Source organism: Halobacillus sp., from assembly GCF_049282395.1.
GTDB lineage: Bacteria > Bacillota > Bacilli > Bacillales > Halobacillaceae > Halobacillus.
Genome location: NZ_JBAPTY010000196.1, coordinates 1 through 2,386, shown reverse-complemented (window position 1 = coordinate 2,386; position 2,386 = coordinate 1). Strand labels below are relative to the sequence as shown.

3 protein-coding genes are annotated in these 2,386 nt (G+C 41.2%); all 3 read right to left on the bottom strand.

Features of this window, described 5'->3' with window-relative positions; genetic code table 11:
* The coding region (locus WAM07_RS08810) for a Gfo/Idh/MocA family protein (RefSeq protein WP_422166112.1) at positions 1-854 on the bottom strand (854 nt) is incomplete at its 3' end.
* 66 nt (positions 855-920) lie between these two features.
* Positions 921-1,622 (bottom strand): SGNH/GDSL hydrolase family protein, encoded by a 702-nt coding sequence (locus tag WAM07_RS08805; protein WP_422166110.1) that lies wholly within the window; start codon positions 1,620-1,622, stop codon positions 921-923.
* Between the two features lie 66 nt (positions 1,623-1,688).
* A complete protein-coding gene (locus WAM07_RS08800) occupies positions 1,689-2,369 on the bottom strand; it encodes a CAP domain-containing protein (protein ID WP_422166114.1) in 681 nt (226 codons plus the stop codon).
* Between the last annotated feature and the right edge of the window lie 17 nt (positions 2,370-2,386).

Sequence of the window (2,386 nt, the reverse complement as noted above, 5' to 3'; positions counted from 1 at the left end):
TCTTCGATCTCATAAAACATCGGATCTTTATCAGCTCTTCCCGGCAATGTTTCTGTTGTGCCATCATTGTATCGAATAAGAAGATCTTCAGGTTCAGAGATGTTTGGAATAACTATTACCCCTTTTTCCCCTTGAATTTCAGAAGGTGCATAGGTATTAGTGATTTTCGAATGAGTGATCACCGCTTCCAGCCCTTCATAACTGGCAATCATACTTCCTTGGCCATCTACGCCCGATGCAAGCTTGACTCCACTTGCCTTGATGGACAGAGGAGCCCCAAAAAGTACGACCATAGGATAAACCCCATAAATTCCTAAGTCCATATGGGACCCATTCGAAAACTGTGGATTAAATGCATTTAAGACTGTTCCTTCTTTATAGGCATCATAACGCGAGGAATACTTACCAAAATTACCAAAATAGCGGCGGACTCGTCCGATTTTGGACAAGTGATCCTGCAGAGTTTTAAATCCTGGCATAAGTGTAGATTTAACCGCTTCCATCAAAACTACGCCTTCTTCCTGAGCAACTTTAATCATATTAGCTACCTCTTGCTGATTAGAAGCCATAGGTTTCTCACAAAGTACATGTTTTCCTTGTTTCATGCAGGTAATGGCTTGTTCTGCATGAAAAGAATTAGGGCTTGCTATGTATACGGCATCCACTTCTGTGCTTGAGGCAAAGCTTTCAAGTGAATGGTACGAATGTTTCGCGCCATGATGAGAAGCAAACTCCCTTGCTCTCTCTTCGGTCCTGGAGTATACGGCCGATACTTCGAAGCGATCATGCTGGCCACCGGCCTTCAAAAACTTTTCCGTAATGGTGTTCGTTCCAATAATTCCGAAACGGATCAATATAAACCCTCCTCTTGTTGAATTATTTACTAGTATACAGGAGGATATGGCTGTCCGTGTAGAAGTTTATTTATTCATCTGCTGAAGGGCCAGTTTAGCCAGAACCCGTTGTCCTTTTTCAGTAGGGTGAACATCTCCTTTAATGATGTAATCCGGATGACCTTTGAATGCTGAATTGGCATTCAACAGCTTCACTGAAGTGAAATGACTGAGAAGCTTAATTAAAGAAGCATACTGTTGGTTAATGTAAGCTAATGGTGTATTAAGCTGGTCTCCCGCGGAAGGATAAGGATTGTAAATGTTATACACGAGAATCTGCCCATCTGTTAGCTGATCAATCAAAACGATTGTGGAATATACATTATATATCAGATCCCTGATCACAGGAGCAGCTTCATTAATCCGAATACCGTCCAATCCTTTATTCTTTTTCACTAAGTTAAGAAGATCATTTCCCCCAATATAAAGAATGACATAATCCGCTCCCTGTATAGATTGTCTGAACATATCATTGGAATGAACGGCCCTTAAGAGCTCCCCGGATGTTAAACCAGGCACACTGAGATTAGTGACTTCCAAACCTGTTTCTTTCCCAATAAGATTAGGAAAAGCTTTACTAGGAGGCATGTGGTTATCTTTCGACAAATTATATCCAAACGGAATAGAATCACCTATGGCTACTACCCGCTCATCTTGTTTGGAATAGACATTGGACAGGGGTAGCAAACTGAAGATAATGAATATGAATATCATAACTCTTTTAATCATATGCCCTGTCCTTTCTCGTGTTATGTAAAAAGCAGGACGCCGGACGAACCGTGACGTCTTGCTATATTATTTTTTTCCGATAAACATTTGCGTCCAGTAATTTCCATCCTGGTCATATCCAATTCCGATATGGGTCAAATTCTTGTTCATAATATTTCTACGGTGTCCTGGACTGTTCAACCAACCTTTTACAACCTGATCAGCTGTTTCTTGACCGGCAGCGATATTTTCCGCCGCTGTACGATAATCCACTCCGAATTCTTTCAGCATATCGAATGGCGTTCCGTAAGTTGGAGATGTATGAGAGAAGTAGTCATTGGCCGACATATCCTCTGATTTTTTCTGAGCAACTTTAGCTACTTGTCCATCGATTTTCAGTGGCTTCAGACCGTTTTTCTCTCTCGCCTGATTGGTTAATTTCACTACTTCTTCCTGAAGAGATCCATTGACCTGCCCAAAACGTTCATCCTTTGCATTTCCCTGATCTCTGTCAGGTTCAGCTTTGTTTTCTTCGTTATCCATGTTTGGTGCATCCATCATTCCGTTTGGTCCATTTGGATTTAATCCTTCAAAATGTATGTTAGGATCAAATCTGTTTTGTCCTGGTGCAGCACCTGGATCCACTGCATTTTGACCCTTCTGCTGAATTCCTTGATCTTCAGGACCAAAACTTACTTCATTAAAGTTATTTCGCTGTTGTTCTCTAGCGCCTTCATTTGTGTTACAAGCTGTAAGCACAAGAGACATAATGAAGGCTGTAAACA